16 protein-coding genes are annotated in these 15157 nt (G+C 72.9%); 9 read left to right on the top strand and 7 right to left on the bottom strand.

Going from position 1 to position 15157, the window contains the following annotated elements; translation table 11 throughout:
• Positions 1-48: 48 nt before the first annotated feature.
• The 8 genes from ACFWZ2_RS21220 (at position 49) to lgt (ending at position 6123) form a co-directional block, all read left to right on the top strand.
• On the top strand, positions 49-276 hold the full coding sequence (locus ACFWZ2_RS21220) for an HGxxPAAW family protein (RefSeq protein ID WP_384547844.1): 228 nt from the start codon (positions 49-51) through the stop codon (positions 274-276).
• A gap of 126 nt (positions 277-402) precedes the next feature.
• Positions 403-828 (top strand): DUF2752 domain-containing protein, encoded by a 426-nt coding sequence (locus ACFWZ2_RS21215; protein ID WP_384547842.1) that lies wholly within the window; start codon positions 403-405, stop codon positions 826-828.
• A gap of 165 nt (positions 829-993) precedes the next feature.
• The gene (trpC, locus tag ACFWZ2_RS21210; RefSeq protein ID WP_384547840.1) at positions 994-1803 is read left to right on the top strand and encodes an indole-3-glycerol phosphate synthase TrpC; all 810 of its coding nucleotides are present in this window, start codon (positions 994-996) and stop codon (positions 1801-1803) included.
• Between the two features lie 8 nt (positions 1804-1811).
• Entirely contained in the window at positions 1812-1970 is a 159-nt protein-coding gene (trpM, locus tag ACFWZ2_RS21205) for a tryptophan biosynthesis modulator TrpM (RefSeq protein ID WP_384547838.1), read from the top strand.
• 142 nt (positions 1971-2112) lie between these two features.
• Positions 2113-3396, top strand: a complete 1284-nt coding sequence (trpB, locus tag ACFWZ2_RS21200; RefSeq protein ID WP_384547836.1) for a tryptophan synthase subunit beta — start codon at positions 2113-2115, stop codon at positions 3394-3396.
• The gene (gene trpA, locus ACFWZ2_RS21195) at positions 3393-4208 is read left to right on the top strand and encodes a tryptophan synthase subunit alpha (protein WP_384547834.1); all 816 of its coding nucleotides are present in this window, start codon (positions 3393-3395) and stop codon (positions 4206-4208) included. Before trpB ends, trpA begins: the two co-directional genes overlap by 4 nt.
• 63 nt (positions 4209-4271) lie before the next feature.
• Positions 4272-5054, top strand: coding sequence for a DsbA family protein (locus tag ACFWZ2_RS21190; RefSeq protein ID WP_384547832.1), 783 nt, complete (start codon positions 4272-4274; stop codon positions 5052-5054).
• 85 nt (positions 5055-5139) lie between these two features.
• The gene (gene lgt / locus ACFWZ2_RS21185; RefSeq protein WP_384547830.1) at positions 5140-6123 is read left to right on the top strand and encodes a prolipoprotein diacylglyceryl transferase; all 984 of its coding nucleotides are present in this window, start codon (positions 5140-5142) and stop codon (positions 6121-6123) included.
• A 72-nt stretch (positions 6124-6195) separates the two neighbouring features.
• Here the strand turns inward: lgt and ACFWZ2_RS21180 are convergent, their stop codons facing one another.
• From ACFWZ2_RS21180 to ACFWZ2_RS21150, 7 genes are read right to left on the bottom strand one after another with little or no spacing between them, the layout of a single operon-like run.
• Positions 6196-7026: an HpcH/HpaI aldolase/citrate lyase family protein gene (locus ACFWZ2_RS21180; protein WP_384547911.1), complete on the bottom strand. Its 831-nt coding sequence runs from the start codon at positions 7024-7026 to the stop codon at positions 6196-6198.
• Positions 7026-8213, bottom strand: a complete 1188-nt coding sequence (locus ACFWZ2_RS21175) for a CaiB/BaiF CoA transferase family protein (RefSeq protein WP_384547828.1) — start codon at positions 8211-8213, stop codon at positions 7026-7028. Before ACFWZ2_RS21175 ends, ACFWZ2_RS21180 begins: the two co-directional genes overlap by 1 nt.
• Positions 8210-9121, bottom strand: coding sequence for a ribokinase (rbsK, locus tag ACFWZ2_RS21170; protein WP_384547826.1), 912 nt, complete (start codon positions 9119-9121; stop codon positions 8210-8212). Before rbsK ends, ACFWZ2_RS21175 begins: the two co-directional genes overlap by 4 nt.
• Positions 9118-10458 carry an ADP-ribosylglycohydrolase family protein gene (locus tag ACFWZ2_RS21165; RefSeq protein WP_384547825.1) on the bottom strand — a complete coding sequence of 447 codons (1341 nt, stop codon included), beginning with the start codon at positions 10456-10458 and terminating at the stop codon, positions 9118-9120. Before ACFWZ2_RS21165 ends, rbsK begins: the two co-directional genes overlap by 4 nt.
• Positions 10455-11663 carry an ADP-ribosylglycohydrolase family protein gene (locus ACFWZ2_RS21160; RefSeq protein WP_384547823.1) on the bottom strand — a complete coding sequence of 403 codons (1209 nt, stop codon included), beginning with the start codon at positions 11661-11663 and terminating at the stop codon, positions 10455-10457. Before ACFWZ2_RS21160 ends, ACFWZ2_RS21165 begins: the two co-directional genes overlap by 4 nt.
• Positions 11593-12879, bottom strand: a complete 1287-nt coding sequence (locus tag ACFWZ2_RS21155; protein WP_384547821.1) for an ADP-ribosylglycohydrolase family protein — start codon at positions 12877-12879, stop codon at positions 11593-11595. Before ACFWZ2_RS21155 ends, ACFWZ2_RS21160 begins: the two co-directional genes overlap by 71 nt.
• Positions 12876-13886 (bottom strand): ADP-ribosylglycohydrolase family protein, encoded by a 1011-nt coding sequence (locus ACFWZ2_RS21150; RefSeq protein WP_384547819.1) that lies wholly within the window; start codon positions 13884-13886, stop codon positions 12876-12878. The genes ACFWZ2_RS21155 and ACFWZ2_RS21150 overlap by 4 nt, the downstream gene beginning before the upstream one ends.
• A 280-nt stretch (positions 13887-14166) precedes the next feature.
• Here ACFWZ2_RS21150 and ACFWZ2_RS21145 point away from each other — a divergent pair, with 280 nt between their 5' ends.
• Positions 14167-14898, top strand: coding sequence for a VIT1/CCC1 transporter family protein (locus ACFWZ2_RS21145; protein ID WP_384547817.1), 732 nt, complete (start codon positions 14167-14169; stop codon positions 14896-14898).
• Positions 14899-15157 lie beyond the last annotated feature (259 nt).

Genomic DNA, 15157 nt, shown 5'->3' with positions numbered 1-15157 from the left:
GCGGGCTCGTCACCCGCCGCCACGCATACAGCAACGAGGAGCAATTCAATGGCGGGCAGCAGCCACGGACACACCCCGGCCGCCTGGACCGGCGTCATCATCGCCTTCATCGGTTTCTGCGTCGCGGGCGCCTTCATGGTGATGGCGAACGTGCCCGGCTTCTGGGCCGGCATGGCCATCATCGCCATCGGCGGCATCGTCGGCGGCGCCATGCGCATGGCGGGCCTGGGCCAGGCCAAGCGCCCGCAGCGACAGGTCGCGGGCTCCGAGAGCTGATCCCGCAGAGCTGATCTTCGTCGTACGCGAAGAGGCGGTCCGGCACGCGCCGTGGCCGCCTCTTCGCGTACGCGCCCACCGTCCGGCCACCGGGCGCCGGACCACGGCGCGGGGCAGAATGCACGCGTGACCGCCGAAACCGAGAGCGCAGCGCCCGCCGTCCTGACCCGTCTGCTCGTGCCGGCCGGTGTGCTCGCCTCGGTCGTCGGGGCCTTCGCGTACGTCGGCGCCGTCGACCCGAACGAACCCGGCCACTACCCCGCCTGCCCGCTGCTCCGCCTCACCGGCATCTACTGCCCCGGCTGCGGCGGCCTGCGCAGCGCCCACGCGTTCGTCCACGGCGACGTCGCGGCGGCGTTCGGCGCCAATGCGCTCGCCGTCGTCGGGTACGGCCTCTTCGCGGTGGTGTGGACCTTCTGGGTGGTCAGGACCGTGCGCGGACGGCCGCCCAGGATCCACCTGGGCACGGCGCACCTCTGGGCCGCCGGCGTCCTGGTCGCGGTCTTCACCGTCGTACGCAATCTGCCGTTCGGATCCTGGCTGCACCCCTGACCTCGCGGGCCGCGGGCCCGGGCGAACCCGCAGGTCGGGGGCGCGGCGGATGTCCAGGTCGTGGGACGGGCGTCAACCGGATGCGGAGCCTTCGCCCTCCTGCGGATACCATCGCAGTGACCAGCTTGAACGTCAGCTCAACCGTCAGGGAAGGGGGCCGCTCGCGTGAGTGTGCTCGACGAGATCATCGACGGAGTCCGTGCCGACCTCGCGGAGCGGCAGGCGCGCGTCAGCCTCGACGAGCTCAAGGAGCGCGCGGCCAAGGCCCCCGCGGCCAAGGACGGCGCGGCCGCACTGCGCGGCGAAGGCGTCTCGGTCATCTGTGAGGTCAAGCGCTCCAGCCCCTCCAAGGGCGCGCTCGCCGCGATCGCCGACCCGGCAGGTCTCGCCGCCGACTACGAGGCGGGCGGCGCCGCCGTCATCTCCGTGCTCACCGAGGAGCGCCGCTTCGGCGGCTCGCTCGCCGACCTGGAGGCCGTCCGCGCCAAGGTCGACATCCCGGTGCTCCGCAAGGACTTCATCGTCACCTCGTACCAGCTGTGGGAGGCCAGGGCGTACGGCGCCGACCTCGCGCTGCTCATCGTGGCGGCCCTGGAGCAGCCCGCCCTGGAGTCCCTCATCGAGCGTGCCGAATCGATCGGCCTCACGCCGATCGTCGAGGTGCACGACGAGGACGAGGCCGAGCGCGCCGTGGACGCGGGCGCCCGGGTCATCGGCGTCAACAACCGCGACCTCAAGACCCTCAAGGTCGACCGCTCCACCTTCGAGCGCATCGCGCCCGAACTGCCGGACAGCGTCGTCAAGATCGCCGAGTCCGGTGTGCGAGGACCGCACGACCTGATCGCCTTCGCCAACGCGGGCGCCGACGCGGTGCTCGTCGGCGAGTCCCTGGTCACCGGCCGCGACCCGAAGTCCGCGGTCTCCGACCTCGTCGCCGCGGGCGCCCACCCGGCCCTCCGCCACGGACGGAGCTGACCCTCCCGATGCCCATTGCCGCCCGCCTGGCCCCCGGCTGCCGCCCCCGCGGCTGCCGGGCCCCCGCACGCCGCGTGCGGGGCAGGCGCGTGCGCTACCACATCGGTTCAGAACCGGGCCAGATCCCAGGGATGCGATGGCGAGGCGGCGCTCCGGGCGCCGCCTGAGCTGAGGAGCGCCCCGTCAGGGGCGCGGGGAACTGCGCGATCAGCCCACCACGAGCTGCAGCCGCGATGGACCCGTGACCAGCTACGGCGCCAGGGCGTACTCATGCCGAAACGCAAACGCCAGCCACAGCGAGGATCCCGCATGCCCAGCGAGTACTTCATCCCCGACCCGGAGGGTCAAGTCCCCAGCGCCGAAGGCTACTTCGGCGCGTTCGGCGGCAAGTTCATCCCGGAGGCCCTCGTCGCCGCCGTGGACGAGGTCGCCGTCGAGTACGACAAGGCCAAGAACGACCCAGAGTTCGCCCGCGAACTCGACGACCTCCTGGTCCACTACACGGGCCGCCCCAGCAGCCTCACCGAAGTCCCCCGTTTCGCGGAACACGCGGGAGGCGCCCGCGTCTTCCTCAAGCGCGAGGACCTGAACCACACCGGCTCGCACAAGATCAACAACGTGCTCGGCCAGGCCCTGCTCACCAAGCGCATGGGCAAGACCCGCGTCATCGCCGAGACCGGCGCGGGCCAGCACGGCGTCGCCACGGCCACCGCCTGCGCGCTCTTCGGCCTCGACTGCACCATCTACATGGGCGAGATCGACACCCAGCGCCAGGCTCTGAACGTGGCCCGGATGCGCATGCTGGGCGCCGAGGTCGTCGCCGTGAAGTCCGGCAGCCGCACCCTGAAGGACGCGATCAACGAGGCGTTCCGCGACTGGGTCGCCAACGTGGACCGCACGCACTACCTCTTCGGCACCGTCGCGGGACCGCACCCCTTCCCGGCCATGGTCCGCGACTTCCACCGCGTCATCGGCGTCGAGGCCCGCCGCCAGATCCTGGAGCGCGCCGGACGCCTGCCCGACGCCGCGATCGCCTGTGTGGGCGGCGGCTCCAACGCCATCGGCCTCTTCCACGCCTTCATCCCGGACGCGGACGTACGCCTCATCGGCTGCGAGCCCGCCGGGCACGGCGTCGAGACCGGCGAGCACGCGGCGACGCTGACCGCGGGCGAGCCGGGCATCCTGCACGGCTCCCGTTCGTACGTCCTCCAGGACGAGGAGGGCCAGATCACCGAGCCCTACTCGATCTCGGCCGGACTCGACTACCCCGGCATCGGCCCCGAGCACGCCTACCTCAAGGACAGCGGCCGCGGCGAGTACCGCGCGGTCACCGACGACGCCGCGATGCAGGCCCTGCGGCTCCTGTCCCGCACCGAGGGCATCATCCCGGCCATCGAGAGCGCCCACGCGCTCGCCGGAGCCCTGGAGGTCGGCAAGGAGCTGGGCAAGGACGGCCTGATCGTCGTCAACCTGTCCGGGCGCGGCGACAAGGACATGGACACGGCCGCGCGCTACTTCGGCCTGTACGACACGGACGCCGCCGTCGAGGCGGACGCGGCGGCCACCGCGGAGATCGAGGGGGACGCCAAGTGAGCGGCAACATCCAGCTGTTGAGTGACACCCTGGCGGCCGCGAAGGCCGAGGGCAGGTCCGCCCTCATCGCCTACCTCCCGGCCGGGTTCCCGACCGTCGACGGCGGCATCGAAGCGGTCAAGGCCGCCTTCGACGGCGGCGCCGACGTGGTCGAGGTGGGCCTGCCGCACTCCGACCCGGTGCTCGACGGCCCGGTCATCCAGACCGCCGACGACATCGCGCTGCGCGGCGGCCTCAAGATCCGCGACGTCATGCGCACGGTCCGCGAGGCCTTCGACGCGACCGGCAAGCCGGTGCTCGTCATGACGTACTGGAACCCCATCGACCGCTACGGCGTGGAGCGTTTCACCGCCGAGCTCGCCGAGGCGGGCGGCGCGGGCTGCATCCTGCCCGATCTGCCCGTGCAGGAGTCGGCGCTGTGGCGGGAGCACGCCGAGAAGCACGGCCTGGCGACGGTCTTCGTCGTCGCGCCGAGCAGCAAGGACGAGCGGCTCGCCACCATCACGGCGGCGGGCTCCGGCTTCGTCTACGCGGCCTCCCTGATGGGCGTCACGGGCACCCGCGCGTCCGTCGGCGAGCAGGCGCAGGAACTGGTGCGGCGCACCAAGGCCACCACCGACCTGCCGGTCTGCGTCGGGCTCGGCGTCTCCAACGCCCGCCAGGCCGCCGAGGTCGCGGGCTTCGCCGACGGCGTGATCGTCGGTTCCGCCTTCGTCCAGCGGATGCTCGACGCCCCGGACGAGGCGGCAGGTCTGGCCGCCGTCCGCACCCTCGCGGGCGAACTCGCGGACGGCGTACGCGGCAAGGCGTAACCCATACGGGTGGATCTTGGACCGGGGAGGCACGCTCGTGCCTCCCCGGTTCGTTGGCGGGGTGTGAGCGAGAAGAACCGTGAGGGAAAGCGATCGGCCCGCGAGCGGCTGGCGGAAGAGCGAGAGCGGCAGAAGTCCCGCGACAAGCAGCGCAGGGCGCTGATCGTCGGCGCGGCCGTGCTGGGCGTCCTGGGCCTGGCCGCGGTGGTGGGCCTGCTCGCCGCCAACTCCGGGGACGACAAGAAGACCGACACATCGGGCCCGGTGGTCGTCCCCAAGGGGGCGAACGGCAAGGATCAGCTGTCGATCCCCCTCGGCAAGGACAGCGCCAAGTCGACCCTCACCATCTGGGAGGACTTCCGCTGCCCCGCCTGCAAGCAGTTCGAGGACACCTACCGCTCGACGATCAATGAACTGGCCGACAAGGGCCAGCTGAAGGTCGAGTACCACCTGGCGACGCTCATCGACAACAACCTCGGCGGAGACGGCTCCCTGCGCGCGGCCAACGCGGCGGCGTGCGCCCAGGACGACGGCAAGTACCCGCCGTACCACGACGTGCTCTTCAAGAACCAGCCCGAGGAGACGGACGACGCCTACGCCAAGAACAGCAGGCTCATCGAGCTCGCGGGCGAGGTCGACGGACTGGTCACGGACTCCTTCAAGAAGTGCGTGGACGAGGGGAAGCACGACAGCTGGGTCGGCAAGTCCGACAAGGCCTTCCGCGACGCCAAGCTGCAGGGCACGCCCACCGTGCTGCTCGACGGCAAGAACATCTTCGGGGACCAGAAGAACCCGCTGACGCCCGCGAAGCTGAAGAAGATGGTGGAGGACGCGAACAAGGGCTAGCGGCCGCTGCCGGTGTGCCTGTTATGGAGCCGTAGCCGGGCTGGTTGCCGTCCCCGCCGCCCGGCACGGTAGCGTCGGACCTGCCATGGACCTTGCCTTCATTCCCAGTCCGTCGCGCGGTGTGGTCGAACTCGGACCCATTCCGCTGCGCGGCTACGCGTTCTGCATCATCATCGGCGTCTTCGTGGCCGTCTGGCTCGGCAACAAGCGGTGGGTCGCCCGCGGGGGCCGGTCCGGCACCGTGGCCGACATCGCCGTGTGGGCCGTGCCGTTCGGCCTCGTCGGCGGACGGCTCTACCACGTGATCACGGACTACCAGCTGTACTTCAGCGAGGGCCGTGACTGGGTCGACGCCTTCAAGATCTGGGAGGGCGGCCTCGGCATCTGGGGCGCGATCGCGCTCGGCGCGGTCGGCGCGTGGATCGGCTGTCGCCGACGGGGCATTCCGCTGCCGGCCTGGGCCGACGCGCTGGCCCCCGGCATCGCCCTCGCCCAGGCCATCGGCCGGTGGGGCAACTGGTTCAACCAGGAGCTGTACGGCAAGCCCACGGATCTGCCCTGGGCGCTGAAGATCACCTCGGCGGACGACGGCCGGGTTCCCGGCACGTACCACCCGACCTTCCTGTACGAGTCCCTGTGGTGCATCGGCGTCGCCGTCCTGGTGATCTGGGCCGACCGCCGCTTCAAGCTCGGGCACGGGCGGGCGTTCGCGCTGTACGTCGCGTCGTACTGCGCGGGGCGCGGCTGGATCGAGTACATGCGTGTCGACGACGCCCACCACGTCCTGGGGCTCCGCCTGAACGTGTGGACCGCGATCGTGGTCTTCGTGCTCGCGGTCGTCTACCTCGTGGTGTCGGCGCGGATCCGGCCCGGCCGGGAGGAGATCGTCGAGCCCGACGCCGACGCGGACGCCTCCGGCGAGGGGGACGGTGACGGTGACGGTGCGGCCGACTCCGTGAAGCTTGAGAAGAGCGGTGAGGCCTCCTCGTCCGAGGCCAAGGGGGATGCGGAAGAGTCCGAGTCCTCCGAGGACGAGGCCAAGTCGGCCAAGTCGGCCAAGAAGAGCTGACCTTCGCCTGTTGTACGTCGATGGGGCCGCCGGATCACACGATCCGGCGGCCCCATGGCGTTGGCGGTGCGGCTACGTCCTGTTGGCCAGGGCGAGGACCCGCTGGGCGCCTTCCACCACCGCCTTGTCCACGAAGCGGCCGTCCGGCAGCGCCAGGGCTCCCTCGTCCGTCGCCGCCGCCTTGGTGATCTCCTCCGCACGCTCGATCTCCTCGGGCGTGGGGAGGTAGGCCCGTTCGATCACCGGGAGCTGGCGGGGGTGGATCGCCGCGCGGCCCAGGAAGCCGAGGGCGCGGCCGCGGGCGCAGGACGCGGTGAGGCCCTCGATGTCGCGGATGTCGGGGTGGACCGACTGGGCGGGCGGCGCGAGTCCTGCCGCCCGTGCGGCGACCACCACGCGGGAACGCGCCCAGTCGAGGCCCGCCTCGTCCCGTACGCCCAGGTCGGCGCGGAGGTCCGCCTCGCCGAGGGAGAGGCCGTGCAGGGCGGGGTGCGCGGTGGCGATGGCGAAGGCGTGTTCCAGGCCGAGCGCGGACTCGATGAGGGCGTAGAGGGTGGGGGCGCCGCCGTCGGCGGGGACGGCGCGTTCCGCGACCCGGATGACGTCGGCGCGGGAGGCGACCTTGGGCAGCCGCAGCCCTGCGACGCCGGGGAGCGGGGCGATCGCGCGGAGGTCGGCATCGGCGAGCGGGCTGTCCAGGGCGTTCACGCGGACGTGCACGGGGACGGGCTGCGGCTGCGCGAGGAGTTCGGCGGTGGCCGATCTGGCGTACTCCTTGCGGTCGGGGGCGACCGCGTCCTCCAGGTCGATGATCACGACGTCGGCGCGGGCGAGGAGGGCCTTGGCCACCACGTCGGGACGGTCCCCGGGGACATACAGCCAGGTGAGGGGGTGGGGTGTGATCACAGGGCGCCCTCCTTGCGCAGGGTGGTGATCTCCCGTTCCGTCAGGCCGAGTTCGGTGAGGACCGCGTCGGTGTCCGCGCCGTGCGGGCGGCCCGCCCAGGTGATCGCGCCGGGGGTCTCGGAGAGCCGGAAGAGGACGTTCTGCATGCGCAGCGTGCCCAGCTCCGGGTCGGCGACCGTGGTGATGGTGTCCAGGGCCGCGTACTGAGGGTCCGTCATGACGTCGCGTACGTCCTGGATGGGGGCGACCGCCGCCTCCGCCTTCTCGAAGGCGTCGATCACCTCGGAGCGGGTGTGGCGCGCGATCCAGGTGCCCACGGCCTCGTCCAGGACGTCCGCGTGGCGTGCGCGGTCCGCGCCCGTCGCGAACCACGGCTCGGCGATCAGTTCGGGGCGGCCGACCAGGTGCATGACGCGTTCCGCGATCGACTGGGCCGATGTGGAGACGGCGACCCAGTCGCCGTCCGCCGTGCGGTAGGTGTTGCGGGGCGCGTTGTTGGTGGAGCGGTTGCCGGTGCGGGGCTGTACGTGGCCCAACTGGTCGTACCAGAGCGGCTGGGGGCCGAGGACGGTGAGGATCGGCTCGATGATCGCCATGTCGACGACCTGGCCGCGGCCGGTGCGGTCGCGGGCCGCGAGCGCCGTCATCACCGCGTACGCCGTCGCCAGGCCCGCGATCGAGTCGGCGAGGCCGAACGGCGGGAGCGTGGGCGGCCCTTCGGCCTCGCCCGTGATCGCGGCGAAACCGCTCATCGCCTCGGCGAGCGTGCCGAAGCCGGGGCGGCGGGAGTAGGGGCCGAACTGGCCGAAGCCGGTGACGCGGGCCAGGACGAGGCGGGGGTTGGCGGCGTGCAGCTCCGCCCAGCCCAGGTCCCACTTCTCCAGGGTGCCGGGGCGGAAGTTCTCGACGATCACGTCGGCGGTGGCGGCCAGGCGCAGGAGGGTGTCGCGGCCGCCGGGCGTCGACAGGTCGAGCGTCATCGTGCGCTTGTTGCGGCCGAGCAGCTTCCACCACAGGCCGACGCCGTCCTTCGACGGGCCGTGGCCGCGGGAGGGGTCGGGGCGGGTGGGGTGCTCGACCTTGATGACCTCCGCGCCGAAGTCGCCGAGCATCGTGGCGGCGAGCGGGCCCGCGAAGAGGGTGGCCAGGTCGAGGACGCGCAGGCCGGTCAGGGGAGCGGTCATGAGGTGCGGTCCGCCTCGCCGTCGATCTCCGTGCGGTACGGCATGGACGCCGACGCCCCGGCCCGCTGCACGGAGAGCGCGGCCGCCGACGACGCCCAACGGAGCGCGTCCGGCACGGAGTTGCCCTCGGCGACCGCCACCGCGAGGGTGCCCGCGAAGGTGTCGCCCGCGCCCGTCGTGTCGACCGCGGTGACCTGGCGCGCGGGCACCGTGACCGGCTCGGCGCCCCGGGCCGCGTACAGGCTGCCGCGCGAGCCCAGGGTGATCACGACCTCCGGGACCTGGGAGAGCAGCGCGCCCGCGGCCGCGTGCGGGTCGTCCGTGATGCCGGTGAGCGCGGCCGCCTCGTGTTCGTTGGGCAGCAACAGATCGGTGGCGGCCAGGAGTTCGGGCGGCAGGGACTGGGCGGGAGCCGGGGTGAGGACGGTGCGTACGCCGTGTCTGCGGGCGGCCTGCGCGGCGGCGAGTACGACCTCGGCCGGGACCTCCAGCTGGAGCAGGAGCGCGTCGGCGGAGGCGATCAGGCCTTCGTCGCCGGGGGCGAGGGCGGTGAGCGTGCCGTTGGCGCCGGGGATGACGACGATCGAGTTGCCGCCCTCGTCGTCGACCACGATGTGCGCGGTGCCGGTCGTCGTCTCGACGGTGCGCAGCAGGTCGGTGTCGACGCCGGAGTGGTCGAGCGCGGCGCGGAGCCGGGTGCCGTAGGCGTCGTTGCCGACCGCGCCGATCATCGAGACGGTGGCGCCCGCGCGGGCCGCGGCGACGGCCTGGTTGGCGCCCTTGCCGCCGGGGGCGGTACGGAACTCGCGTCCGGTCACGGTCTCCCCGCGCTGCGGGGCCTTGGCGACGTACGCGACGAGGTCCATGTTGGCGCTGCCGAGGACGGCGATGTGGGGCGTGGGGGTCATGAGCGGTGTGCCTCCCGGGCGGTGAGTTCTGCGAGGGTGTCGAAGCCGATGCCGTCGAAGTCGCCGATGGACGTGGCCAGTTGGTTCTTCAGAGGGGTCGTCCAGCGGTCCGGTACGCGGTCCGGGCGCCCGGCGAGCAGGCCCGCGACCGACCCCGCGGTCGCGCCGTTCGAGTCGGTGTCCCAGCCGCCGGAGACCGCGCGGGTGATGGAGCCGCTGAAGTCGCCGTCGGCGTGCGTGAGCGCGGCGGCGATCAGGGCGGCGTTCGGGACGACATGGACCCAGTGGTGTCCGGCGTACGCGGCGTGCAGCAGGTCGACCACACGGTCGAAGTCCTTTTCCCGCTCGGCCAGTCGGACGCCGTGCCGGACGGCGCGGGCGAGCCGGGAGTCCGGCGGTACGACGGCGAGTCCGGCCCGCAGACAGCCGTGCACGTCGCTGCGTCCGCCCGCCGCCTCGGCGACCGTCGCCGCCGCGAACGCCGCGCCGTGGACGCCGTTCGCCGTGTGGGTCAGGGCCGCGTCGCGGTGCGCCTGTTCGGCGGCGGCCTCCGGGGCGCCCGGGTTCGTCCAGCCGTGCACGTCGGCGCGGATCAGGGCGCCGATCCACTCGCGGAACGGGTTGCGGTGGGTGGCGGTGTGCGGGGGCTCGATGCCGTTGAGGAGGTTGCGGTAGGCGACGCGTTCGGCGGTGAAGGTGCGGCCTGCGGGGAGCTCTTCGAGCCAGAGCCGGGCCACGTCCGTGGTGGTGAAGGTCTTTCCGTGGCGCTGGAGGAGGACGAGGTTGAGGAGGGGGTAGTTGAGGTCGTCGTCCTCGGGCATGCCGTCGATGTTCTCGGCGAGGGAGGTGTGTGCGGAGCGCTTGTTCCAGGGGTGTGTTGCCCTGAGCTCGGGCGGGACGCCTCTTTCCGTGAACCAGGTGCTGAGGGGCCAGTTGCCGGTGGCCTTGGCCAGGTGGCGGATGCCTTCCAGCGGGAGCTTTTCCACCGGCTTGCCCAGGAGGCAGCCTGCGGCTCTGCCCAGCCAGGCGGCGTGGAGGCGTTCGCGGAGGCCCCCGTTGTGGGCAGGCGTGCCGCAGGGCGGCACGGGTGGGCACAACGCCTCGGTGCCGAGCACCGTTGCGGAGGCGCAAGCCAACTCGTCCAGAAGTCGTTCCGCCAAGGCGCGGACGTGTGGTGGGGCCGGGCTCGGGGACGCCCCCGCGCGCGGTGGCGCCTCGTGGCCGCCCGCCGCCAGCCAGCGGGAACGTGCCGACGTGACGTCGCGGCCCTCCAGTTCCGCCTGGCGGAGTTCGTGGCCGAGCAGGTCCTCCGGCTGGACCCAGGTCAGGCGGATCATCGGGTGGCCGTGAGTGCTGCGAAGGCGGCTTCGTGGGCGCGGCGGTGGCGCACGTCGCGGGTGAAGATCTCCTGCGTCACGTCCGTGAGGACCCTCGCCGGGGCGTGCAGGTCGAGGCGGCTGGCCTCGGCGACCGTCTTGGACCAGTCGCGGGGGATCGCCGACTCGCCCCGCAGCGCGCCCACGATCGCGCCGCTCATCGTCGCGATGGAGTCGCAGTCCCTGCCGTAGTTGACCGAGCCGAGGACCGTGCGGCGGTAGTCGGCCTCGCCGACCAGGAGCATGCCGAGGGCGATGGGGAGTTCCTCGATGGAGTGCAGCCGGGAGGGGCGGCGGGCGCCGAGGGACGGGGCGCGGTAGTCGGGGCCGACCGTGTCGAAGGGGGCGACGGCGGCGCGCAGCGGGGCGAGCGCCGTCTCGAAGTCCCGGTGGCCCGCGGCCACTTCGGTCACCGCCTCGATCGCCGCGCGCGTCCCGTCCTTGGCCAGGTCCAGGCAGGTGGCGATCACCGATTCCGGGCTCGCGCCCGGCGCGCAGGCGGCCGCGACCGCCGCCGCGAAGACGCCCGCCGCCTCCCGGCCGTACGACGACTGGTGGGCGCCCGCGACGTCGAGCGCCTCGGCGTACGCGGCCGTCGGGTGGGCCGCGTTGACCAGGCCGACCGGCGCCATGTACATCGCGGCACCGCAGTTGACGATGTTGCCGGTGCCCGCCTCGCGCGGGTCGACGTGGCCGTAGTGCAGGCGGGCGGCGAGCCACTTCTCGGCGAGGAAGATCCGGTGCAGGGGGATCGCCTCGGCCTCCAGCTCCGGGATCCAGCGGGGCGTCGTCATCAGGTCGGGGACCAGGTGGTCGGCGACCGCGTACGCGTCGAGGTGGTCGCGGACGGTGTCGTAGACGCGGACGAGGGCGTGCGTCATCAAGGTGTCGTCGGTGACGTGCCCGTCGCCCTTGTGGTACGGCGCGATGGGGCGGGCCGTACGCCACCGGTCGCCGTTCCAGGGGCCGACGACGCCCCGGACGCGGCCGCCGTGCCGCTCGGCGATCTGCTCCGGGGCGTACCCCTCGACGGGGCCGCCGAGCGCGTCGCCGACCGCCGCTCCGACGAGGCTGCCCGTGATGCGGTCGGCCAGGTCAGGGGTGTGGGCCGTCGGGCCGCCGGGTGCTGGGATGCCGGGTTCCGGAGTGCTGGGTGTGGGCGTCATGCCGGAATTGTCCACCTGGAGTGGCCGGTTCCGTGGGTTCCGCGCGGCTCGGCCTTCCGGCGAGTTCCACGCGGCTCAACTGCCCGGCGAGTTCCACCAGGTCGGTGCCCGCGAGGCGGGGGAGCGCGCAGCCGGACAGGGTGCGGCAGGCGTCCTGCCACGCCTCGGGAAGCGCGGCCGCCGTGCCGAGCGTGCCGGTCAGCGCCCCGGCGAGGGCGGGCGCAGAGTCGGCGACGCGGGACAGGCACGCGGCGGCGGGCACCGCCTCGCGGATCCGGCCGCGGGCGGCGGTGGTCAGGGCGAGGGCGACCGGGACGGTCTCGGCGGCGGCGATGCCGTAGCTGTAGACGTGGTCGACGATCTGGTGTTCCAGGAGCGGTACGAGGGCGAAGGCGCCGCCGTCGTCCGTCGCGTCGGCGCGGGCGAGCTTGACGGCGTGGCGGGCGTTGCGGCCGATCTCCGTGTGCTCGGGGAGCTGTTCGAGCGCGCTGTCCACCATGGCGTCGACGTCCGCCCCGCCGAGCGCGGCCGCGATCGCCGCCGCCATCGCACGGGCGCCGTGCACGCCGTCGCCGTCCTGGGTGAAGCGGGCGTCGAACTCGGCGAGGGCCGCGGCCTGTTCGGGGCGCCCTGGGTGGACGAGGGCCAGCACACAGGCGCGTACGCAGGCGGCGTCGTCGAAGTAGTGCGGGTTGTCGTGGCCGGTGGCGGGCGGGCGCAGGCCCGCCGCGAGGTTGCCGAGGCCCGCGCGCACGGAGATCCGGGCGCGCAGCGGGAGCACCGCCGATTCGACCTCGGGGGCGCGGGCCGCCGCCGCGGAGACTTCGGCGGCGAGGGAGTTCCAGGAGAGGTCGAGTGCTGCTCGGACGCGGCGGTCCGCGCTCAGCGCGGCGCTGAGGGTGCCGTCCGCCGCGCGGAGCACGGACTCCGCGGTGAAGGCCGCCCATTCGGCGTCGTCGGACGGGCCGAGGCGCAGGGGCTCGGGCGGCTGGTTCAGGGCGATCGGGACGGGGAGGGTGGTCGTGGCGTTCTGCTCGGCGAACGTGTCGAGTTCGCGGGTGAGCCTTCGTGTCCACTCGGGCATACGGGCCGCTCTGTGACGGGCGGCCGGCCACCCGGCGGCGTCGCCTGCGGCCAGGCCCAGGAGGAGGCCCGCTGCCTGCGACGCCTTGCTGCCTCCGTGATCGGCGCCCTGCACCGGGGGCACAGCAGTCACGTTCCCTCCTCGGGGTCGGGTGTCAGCAACTCCGCGATGTCCAGCACGTGATGGCCCCGCATCGAGGGGAGGCAGCTGCCCTTGGCCGGGCCGATCGCGGCGGACCAGGAGCGGGGGATCGCCGCGGCGCCGCACGTGGCGCCGGACAGGGCTCCCGCGACCGCCGCCGTCGTGTCCGCGTCGCGGCCCATGTTGACCGCGGTCAGGACGGCCGTGGAGAAGTCGCCGCGCGCCGCCGCGTACGCCCCGAAGGCGAGGCCCACCGCCTCCGGCGCGAGGTCGGTCCAGGGGTAGCCGCCGATCACCACCGCGGAGCGGACCGCGCGTTCGCCGCGCCGTGCGACGGCCACCGCGCGGCGCAGCGAGCGGGACGTCCAGCAGTCGTCGGGGATGGCGGCGAGGGCCGCGGCCACCACGGTGTCGACCCGGGCTCCCGCCATCGCCGCCGCGACGCCCGCCGCCACCGCCTGGCCGCCGTAGATGCCCTCGCCGTCGTGGCTGACGGAGCCGTCGATCGCGACGAGACGGGCCGCTTCGTGCGGGCGGCCCGCCGCGAAGACGCCGAAGGGTGCGGCCCGCATCGCGAGACCGTCGCTCCACGCGTGCCGGTGCTGGGCGGAGATGGGGGCGGCCAGGCCCCTGCGCAGGTTCTCCAGGGTGCCGCGTTCGCTGAAGCCCGCGCCGCGGAACGGGCCTTCGTCCAGGTCCGCGATCCACTGGTGCCAGGCCGCCTCGACGTGCGCGACCGTCAGCGCGGAGCCGTGCCGGGCGAGCAGCAGGCCGGAGAAGATCGCGTACTCGGTGTCGTCCGTGCCGGCCGGATGCTCGGCGACGTACCCGGTGATACGGCCCCAACGGCGGCGGATCTCGGACGGTTTCATGTTCTCCGCGGGGGCGCCGAGCGCGTCGCCGACCGCGAGGCCGAGCAGTGCGCCGCGCGCCCGCTCGCGGAGGTCGTCGGCGTCGCCGGGCGGCGGGACCGAGGGAACGCATGCGGTGGCTGCCATGCCGTGCCTCCCTTGTGCGCGGGCCGCGGGCCTTGTGCGGACCGCTGGGTGCGGTGCGGGGGTGCTGCGGTGCTTGGTGGATGTCTGCCACGCGGTGCGCTCACACGAGCGCCCCGAAGCTCAGATCACTCCTTCGCCCGTCGGGAGGCGCGGATCCGGGTGGTCGAGAGGGCCCTCCGGGAGGCGCGTTTTCGCAGGTAAGTACGGCCTTCCTTGCTGGCGGGAGATTTTTTTCGCGCGTACTTTCGAGGTCGTCCAAGCATGAAAGAGGGGGCCGACCATGGCGATCATCGAGACCGAAGCGACACTGCACGAGGCGCACCGCGACAACCACACCCACCGCGATGTGAACGGTGGCTGGCTGCGCCCCGCGGTCTTCGGCGCGATGGACGGCCTCGTCTCGAACCTGGCCCTGATGACCGGTGTCGCGGGCGGTGCCGTCTCGCGGGAGACCATCGTCATCACCGGTCTCGCGGGGCTCGCTGCGGGCGCCTTCTCCATGGCGGCGGGCGAATACACCTCCGTCGCCTCGCAGCGCGAGCTCGTCCAGGCCGAACTGGACGTCGAGCGCCGGGAGTTGCGCAAGCACCCCAAGGACGAGGAGAAGGAGCTTGCCGAGCTGTACGCCTCGCGCGGCGTCGAGCCCGAGCTGGCCCGCGAGGTCGCCCGGCAGCTGTCCAAGGATCCCGAGCAGGCCCTGGAGATCCACGCCCGCGAGGAGCTCGGCATCGACCCGGGCGATCTGCCCTCGCCGACCGTCGCCGCCGTCTCGTCCTTCGGGTCGTTCGCGCTGGGCGCGCTGCTTCCCGTACTGCCGTATCTGCTCGGCGCCACCGTGCTGTGGCCCGCCCTGCTGCTCGCCCTGATCGGGCTCTTCGCCTGCGGTGCCGTGGTGGCCAAGGTGACGGCGAGGTCCTGGTGGTTCAGTGGTCTTCGGCAGCTCGCGCTCGGTGGTGCGGCGGCCGGTGTGACGTACGCCCTGGGCAGCTTGTTCGGGACGGCCGTAGGATAAGGCCGTGCAGGGCTATGCGGGACCTTGCATAAGTAGCCGTTACTCGGCGGTTTCGATTCCTTAACCACCGGGCATGAGCCGTAAGCGCTGCGGGCAATGAGGCCTGTGCCGCGCAGGGCCTCCGGTCACCGATCTGTCCGCAAAGGTCTCCTCTTCGCCGCTCCCCACCTCAGTGGGCGGTGTCCACATGGTGGAATGAGCTATCCGCTTTTCGAGAAGCGTTCCATCATGTAACCTGCACGAAATTTCGCCAGGGCCA

This window comes from Streptomyces sp. NPDC059002 (assembly GCF_042740435.1).
Classification (GTDB): Bacteria; Actinomycetota; Actinomycetes; order Streptomycetales; family Streptomycetaceae; genus Streptomyces.
The sequence above is the reverse complement of the archived record's forward strand: the minus strand, read 5'-3'. Positions and strand labels throughout refer to the sequence as shown.

What these genes read in the sequence shown, in the direction of transcription:
- ACFWZ2_RS21220 (WP_384547844.1), top strand. Translation starts at nt 49, where the DNA reads ATGGCGGGCAGCAGCCACGGACACACCCCGGCCGCCTGGACCGGCGTC.
- trpM (WP_384547838.1), top strand. Translation starts at nt 1,812, where the DNA reads ATGCCCATTGCCGCCCGCCTGGCCCCCGGCTGCCGCCCCCGCGGCTGC.
- trpB (WP_384547836.1), top strand. Translation starts at nt 2,113, where the DNA reads ATGCCCAGCGAGTACTTCATCCCCGACCCGGAGGGTCAAGTCCCCAGC.
- lgt (WP_384547830.1), top strand. Translation starts at nt 5,140, where the DNA reads ATGGACCTTGCCTTCATTCCCAGTCCGTCGCGCGGTGTGGTCGAACTC.
- ACFWZ2_RS21175 (WP_384547828.1), bottom strand. Translation starts at nt 8,213, where the DNA reads ATGACCGCTCCCCTGACCGGCCTGCGCGTCCTCGACCTGGCCACCCTC.
- rbsK (WP_384547826.1), bottom strand. Translation starts at nt 9,121, where the DNA reads ATGACCCCCACGCCCCACATCGCCGTCCTCGGCAGCGCCAACATGGAC.
- ACFWZ2_RS21165 (WP_384547825.1), bottom strand. Translation starts at nt 10,458, where the DNA reads ATGATCCGCCTGACCTGGGTCCAGCCGGAGGACCTGCTCGGCCACGAA.
- ACFWZ2_RS21160 (WP_384547823.1), bottom strand. Translation starts at nt 11,663, where the DNA reads ATGACGCCCACACCCAGCACTCCGGAACCCGGCATCCCAGCACCCGGC.
- ACFWZ2_RS21150 (WP_384547819.1), bottom strand. Translation starts at nt 13,886, where the DNA reads ATGGCAGCCACCGCATGCGTTCCCTCGGTCCCGCCGCCCGGCGACGCC.
- ACFWZ2_RS21145 (WP_384547817.1), top strand. Translation starts at nt 14,167, where the DNA reads ATGGCGATCATCGAGACCGAAGCGACACTGCACGAGGCGCACCGCGAC.